This is a genomic window from Prevotella sp. BV3P1 (assembly GCF_000479005.1).
Taxonomy (GTDB): Bacteria; Bacteroidota; Bacteroidia; order Bacteroidales; family Bacteroidaceae; genus Prevotella.
On record NZ_AWXC01000018.1, the window covers coordinates 1 to 6,328 of the forward strand.

Below are 6,328 nucleotides of genomic sequence, written 5' to 3' on the forward strand. Positions count from 1 at the left end.
CAACTTTCAGTGTGCAAATGGCACATCTCATGGCTTTGGCAGAGACAGGACGATGGTTTTAAACCAGTCTTTCATCACCCCACCCGCTTGGTTTTGCGAGTCTGATACCAAGACCAATACCTGGGAACCGTCACCCAGTTTCGGACCAAGGCACATACCTTCGAAGTTGGCTATCTCATGATGAAACAAGGATAGTCTGGTGGTCCATTTCGTCACCAATCGTTTTTTTAAATAAGGCATTGATTCGTTCAGTGCATCTTCCCCATCGACGGGAACACCTTTTTGCGGGTGTACCAAAAACAATTTGTTGTTGACAAAAGCACCCAGTTTAGAAGGTGGCGTATAAAATTCGCGCTCCAAAACCAGCACGCTTCCGTCATCGAGTGCCGTTACCTCCGCAACTCCCATACCATAGAGATAAGCTTTCTTGTTTGCTTCCGGTGCATCCATCAGATAGGCATACTGATGTAAGGGCTGAAAATCGGCACTGAACGATTGCAAACGCAACCTGTTACGCACCCCATTTGTCGCAGTGGCCTGTTCGCCATCGCCCAGAAGCGTCCCTTCATTACACGTCCAAAAAGTCTGGGTCCGTTTGTTAAAACTCAAAGATTCCAACCCATAATTGCCCCTATCCCGCTGGTAAATGGCAGGAACGGAGCGTTGTCTGATCGTCAGATGCCCATCCAGCGCATATTCTTTGATGGTGTTGTCGGTCTCACGGGTGATGTACAAAGTTTTAGATGACGGCACATAAGTGATGGCTTCCATATCCCCATTTTTGTCTGTGTCGCCCCTAAAGCCAAGATTCTCCACGTGCAGAACGTCGCCAGTAATGGAGTCGATCGCTATTTTAAAAAGGAAGAAGCCATCCTGTGGCGACTTGTCACTAACCACTGCATACACACTGTCACCGATATAGGTGATGCCACTGTAATTCCCTGCCGGAATTTCCTGCGGGAAAGTGCGCTGCTCGTTCACTCGCACAACTGTTAGCGAGTCTTGAGCTTTTGCCGAACATACAGCCAACAAGGCCGCTGCCATTAAATAAATCTTTCTCATCTTTTACGAATAGTATGTAAGCCGAAGCCAAAGAAAAACTTGTTTACCTTGGTAAGGCGTAGCCCATTTTTTGCAAAGGTAATATATTCCCAACAACAAACTACAGCTTTTCTGCGAAGATTCGCAAAACTTTAGAAGATTCTAAATATACCAATGACACATGATGCACACTAATTCATTGTATGTTGTCTACCCCTTCGAAAAATAGACCTGAGGTTGAAATAGACTTCTTCTTGAATTCTGAATATCTTCCATGAAAATGGAAGCGGCATATACCCAAATTTATATTTTAATCGTTTGTATAACCTGTCTACCTCTATACCGCTCCATACGCGATGAAGCTCACGCATGCCCATCGCTAAATCCTCAGCAGAAAGCTGTTTTCTGTAGGAATAATGAAAATAGTATAAATCTATTAGTATCAGCCAACGTTCATTCTCATAGATAGTTAGTATATCATCACTTACATTGTATTGTATCAACAGTTTCTTCATACTTTCATTGGCGCGAAGATAGTCAAACCTACTTCCACTAATAATGTGTGTTACCGAGTGGGGATTGTAGTGGTAGTAATACTCTCCATGACAGCAACCCACTTGCTTAGAAAACAGATAATGCAGTCGTGTACTGTTGTCATCACTGTAGGTTTTACAAGTGTCATCGTACGGGAACTGTTTGAAGAGGAAGGTTCTCGCTGCATAAACGCCATGTATTTTCCAGGTTAAACTGTCTTTGAAAGCTTCGTATCCAGACCTTTCGTCAAAAAAAATCCATGTCATATTCCTGTGCGGTTGAATTGTCACCTCCAAGGGTGAGGAGCTTGAAAAGCACACAGTCTACTTGTGGGTGCTTTTCAAAAAACCTGCAAAGCCTCTTCCAAAGCATCGGGCGCAAACGTATCATCGCAATCTAAAAACGTGGTGTAATGGGCGTTGATAAGTTTAATTCCTTCGTTGCGGGCATGTGCTGCTCCATAGTTTTGACTTAAATGAAGAATCTCAATTCGCCGGTCAGCAGCAGCATACAATTGTAATATTTTCCAAGAATTGTCCGTAGAGCCGTCGTCTATACAAATCACTTAAATGTCTTTGAGGGTTTGTCGCAGCAACGAATCCAAGCATCTTTTCAGATACTCGCTGCCATTATAAACCGCCACCAATATGGCAAATGATGCTGTTTTTTCCACACTCGTGTTTTTAGACGTGTCCACAAATCGTTATTTTTTCTCCATCTACGCACTGACAACCACATACCCAGAGCAGCACAAGCGCTGTGCTACACCCTCGACACCGGGAAGGTGAGCCACCAATTTGTTGCGAACAGTGCCTACTAAGATAGCAAGACCTCGTACACCACCAGCGTATTTTAAGATATGGGTATAGGTTTTGTTGCGATTCTCGTTTATCATCTTAGAATGAACGAATAAAAATTACTTTTATTACGTTTCCGATGTTGAACTTTTGTTTCAACACCGAACCAAGCGTATATGCCAATAAATAGCATCTTATTTTTCAATTTTTGGCATTTTAGTCGTTCAGTTCGTAGAAGGAGAATTCGGAAAATGTGAAATTATCGTCTTTTTATAGTGTGATTATGTGAAAATACAGGGTAAAAAAAACGTGATAATGTGAAATAATTACCTATTTATAGTTTTATTATGTGAAAATTCATGGTAAAATTGATGTGATAATGTGAAATAATTACGGTTCATCCTACATGTGGAGTGATGATCTTTATTATTCTGTCACCTCATTTCCTAAATTAACCGCTTTTGCATTTGCTGTTCAACAACATTACGCTTAAACCAACGGCTGTGACGACCCTTGGTTTTATTGATTACTTTCTGTTGAAATAGCAGAAAGTAAAAAAATATAATAAATTAATAATCAATCAATTACAAACATACAAAAACAATCGGTGCAAACTCATTGAGTTTGCACTCTAAAGTCAATGACTTTAACCGCCAATGTCATGCAGTTTGGCTGCCAAACTCAACGCTATTGATTTCGCTTGGATATCAGCTGTAAACAAACACCGAAATAGCTACATTCTATACGAGTATTGTTTTGTATTTTTGTAGGTACAACCAAACTAAAGACTTCAAACAATGAGAAAGTTTTTATTCACACTGCTGCTTTTGATGACAAGCACTAATGAAAGAACAAAAACCAACCGGCCAGTACGCAATGTTACAACGAAACAACTAAACTGTTGTTCTAATTTTTGAGGCAGCTATCGAAAGCAACAGGACAGGAAAAGCCATCAAACTGTAGTTTCAGATGATGGTCTAAGACTTTTCACGCATACTAATTTATGAGGATAGATATCCAATAAAAGCCCATTTCACCGGAGGTAATATCATTATTTTTAGGTATTTTATACAATGCATCGTCATTTGCAACTCTGTTGCATACTAAATTTTGTAATTTTGTGATTAAGATAGAGAGACAAAGATGAAGTTATCAGAGTTAAAAACAGGCGAAACAGGCGTTATTGTTAAAGTTACTGGTCACGGAGGCTTTCGCAAACGCATCGTTGAAATGGGCTTTATCAGCGGGAAAAAGGTTGAAGTGCTATTGAATGCCCCCCTGAAAGACCCAGTAAAATACAAAGTGATGGGTTACGAAGTGTCACTCAGACACTCCGAAGCCGACATGATTGAGGTTGTATCCTTGGAAGAAGCCAGGACGCATAAACCAACCGAAAACAATTACCAAGTAGCCTTTTCTGATGACGATTGCGACGACATCCAGCGCATGACTGAACAGCAAATTCATGCCGTTGCCATGCAGAAGAGCCGAACCATCAATGTAGCCTTGGTGGGAAACCCTAACTGCGGGAAGACATCGCTGTTCAATTTTGCATCCGGCGCGCACGAAAGAGTGGGCAATTATTCAGGTGTCACCGTCGATGCAAAGGACGGTCATGCCAGCTTTGAAGGCTATGAGTTCAACATAGTTGACCTTCCCGGCACTTATTCGCTTTCGGCTTATTCGCCGGAAGAACTCTATGTGCGGAAACAAATCGTAGAGAAAACTCCAGATGTCGTCATCAATGTCATAGATACTTCAAACTTGGAGCGAAACTTTTATCTAACGACACAACTCATTGACATGCACCTTCGTATCGTCTGCGCATTAAACATGTACGACGAGTCAGAAGATCGAGGGGACCGGATTCATATCGACAAGCTGTCCGAACTTTTCGGCATCCCTATGGTTCCTACGGTATTTAAAAATGGAAGAGGCGTCAAAGAGCTGTTTCATCAGGTCATCGAGACATACGAAGGCAAGGAAGATGCCCAAACACAATTCCGCCATATACATATCAATCATGGGCATGAAATAGAGCAAGGCATTGCTGACATCCAGGCTTTCTTGAAGCAAGACGAAAACATTCGGCAACGCTACTCTACCCGATATCTGGGCATCAAGCTGATGGAACACGACCATGACGTGGAAAAGATGATCAGTTCACTGCCCTATGCAGACAAGATATTTGCTGCCAGGGACAAAGCAGACAGACGCGTAAGGGAGGAAACGAATACCGACAGCGAGACGGCGGTGATGGATGCAAAATATGGTTTTATTCATGGAGCGCTGAAAGAGGCAGCCTACCAGACTGGAAACAAGAAAGATACCTACCAGCTTACGCACTGGCTGGACAGCTTTATCACGAATAAAGTTTTGGGTTTCCCAATCTTTATAGCTTTGATGTGGCTGATGTTCGAAGTAACCTTCTCACTCGGTCAATATCCCATGGACTGGATAGAATCTGGCGTTGCCTGGCTGGGACAGACCATTTCAACCTATTTTCCTGACGGCCCCATCAAAGACATGCTCGTCGACGGAGTCATCGGGGGCGTAGGTGCCGTCATCGTCTTCTTGCCACAAATATTAATTCTGTACTTCTTCATCTCTTATATGGAGGACAGCGGATACATGTCTCGTGCAGCTTTCATCATGGACAAGCTGATGCACAAGATGGGATTGCACGGTAAATCCTTCATTCCTCTTATCGTGGGTTTCGGCTGCAATGTGCCGGCTGTGATGGCAACACGAACAATTGAAAGCCGAAAATCCCGGCTTATCACCATGCTCATCTTGCCTATGATGAGCTGTTCTGCCCGACTTCCCGTTTATATCATGATTATCGGAACGTTCTTCTCGGCCCAGTATCGGTCAACAATGATGATGTCGCTGTATCTAATCGGCATCCTCATGGCTGTCTTTCTGGGCTGGTTGTTCAGCAAATTCGTCATCAAGGGTGAAGACACCCCCTTTGTGATGGAACTTCCCCCGTACCGTTTACCGACCTGGAAAGCCATCACCAGACATACTTGGGAGAAGGGAAAATTATATCTCAAGAAGATGGGCGGCATCATCTTGGTGGCCAGTATCATTGTCTGGGCATTGGGCTATTTTCCTCACAACGAGCATCTGTCCAGGGCTGAACAGCAAGAACAGAGCTACATTGGACGCATAGGCAAGGCCATAGAACCAGTATTCAGAGTTCAAGGTTTTAGTTGGAAACTGGACGTGGGTATCGTGGCTGGTGTTGGAGCTAAGGAAATCGTGGCTTCAACGATAGGTGTGCTCTATTCGTCAGAAGGGAGTGTTGATGAAGATGACGCAACATCAGATGAGCCCGAGAAGTATTCACGGCTGAGAAAACAAATGACAGCCGATGGCATCACACCCCTAACCGCATACGCCTTCTTGCTATTCATCCTGTTATACTTCCCCTGTGTGGCCGTGATTGCCGCCATTAAAGGCGAAACAGGTAGTTGGAAATGGGCTTTGTTCTCGGCTGGTTACACCACGCTTCTGGCATGGATTGTATCTGCAGCCTTTTATCAAATAGGAAGTCTGATTATCTCATAGTTGCATATTCTTGAACTGTCCGACATTAATTTCAAAAAAATAAACGAAATGTTTGGCATTTAAAGAAAATCAATGTACCTTTGCACACGCAAAAAAGAAACTTGCACCCTTAGCTCAGTTGGTAGAGCAACTGACTCTTAATCAGTGGGTCTAGGGTTCGAATCCCTAAGGGTGTACTTCTTTCTCGATTGCACCCTTAGCTCAGTTGGTAGAGCAACTGACTCTTAATCAGTGGGTCTAGGGTTCGAATCCCTAAGGGTGTACAATCAAAACAAAGGTAAATCAACAGGTTCAGATAAGGACATTTTGATTTACCTTTTACTTTTTTCAGAGCTTCACACCATCATCTGAAGTTCAGTTTCAACGACATGATGACAAAATGA

Annotated in this window: 5 protein-coding genes and 2 tRNA genes; 3 read left to right on the forward strand and 4 right to left on the reverse strand. The window is 43.0% G+C overall.

All coding sequences use genetic code 11. The features are described 5' to 3' along the window. Positions 1–27: 27 nt before the first annotated feature. From HMPREF1254_RS03795 to HMPREF1254_RS11960, 4 genes are all read right to left on the reverse strand, one after another. Complete coding sequence (locus HMPREF1254_RS03795; protein ID WP_036880716.1) at positions 28–1,062, reverse strand: esterase-like activity of phytase family protein; 1,035 nt, start codon at positions 1,060–1,062, stop codon at positions 28–30. A 170-nt stretch (positions 1,063–1,232) separates the two neighbouring features. Next, entirely contained in the window at positions 1,233–1,841 is a 609-nt protein-coding gene (locus HMPREF1254_RS12240) for a hypothetical protein (RefSeq protein WP_023057336.1), read from the reverse strand. A gap of 74 nt (positions 1,842–1,915) precedes the next feature. Next, positions 1,916–2,140, reverse strand: a complete 225-nt coding sequence (locus tag HMPREF1254_RS12245) for a glycosyltransferase family 2 protein (RefSeq protein ID WP_023057335.1) — start codon at positions 2,138–2,140, stop codon at positions 1,916–1,918. 153 nt (positions 2,141–2,293) lie between these two features. After that, positions 2,294–2,470: a hypothetical protein gene (locus tag HMPREF1254_RS11960; protein WP_023057334.1), complete on the reverse strand. Its 177-nt coding sequence runs from the start codon at positions 2,468–2,470 to the stop codon at positions 2,294–2,296. A 1,045-nt stretch (positions 2,471–3,515) separates the two neighbouring features. Here HMPREF1254_RS11960 and feoB point away from each other — a divergent pair. The 3 genes from feoB (at position 3,516) to HMPREF1254_RS03815 (ending at position 6,208) form a co-directional block, all read left to right on the forward strand. Next, a complete protein-coding gene (gene feoB, locus HMPREF1254_RS03805; RefSeq protein WP_023057337.1) occupies positions 3,516–5,945 on the forward strand; it encodes a ferrous iron transport protein B in 2,430 nt (809 codons plus the stop codon). A 103-nt stretch (positions 5,946–6,048) separates the two neighbouring features. Beyond that, positions 6,049–6,121: transfer RNA gene (locus HMPREF1254_RS03810), tRNA-Lys, on the forward strand. Between the two features lie 14 nt (positions 6,122–6,135). Then, positions 6,136–6,208 (forward strand) — tRNA-Lys (locus HMPREF1254_RS03815). Positions 6,209–6,328 lie beyond the last annotated feature (120 nt).

Bases quoted from the DNA above. Each gene is read 5' to 3' on its own strand.
- HMPREF1254_RS12240 (WP_023057336.1), bottom strand. From the start codon at position 1,841: ATGACATGGATTTTTTTTGACGAAAGGTCTGGATACGAAGCTTTCAAA.
- HMPREF1254_RS11960 (WP_023057334.1), bottom strand. From the start codon at position 2,470: ATGATAAACGAGAATCGCAACAAAACCTATACCCATATCTTAAAATAC.
- HMPREF1254_RS03795 (WP_036880716.1), bottom strand. From the start codon at position 1,062: ATGAGAAAGATTTATTTAATGGCAGCGGCCTTGTTGGCTGTATGTTCG.
- feoB (WP_023057337.1), top strand. From the start codon at position 3,516: ATGAAGTTATCAGAGTTAAAAACAGGCGAAACAGGCGTTATTGTTAAA.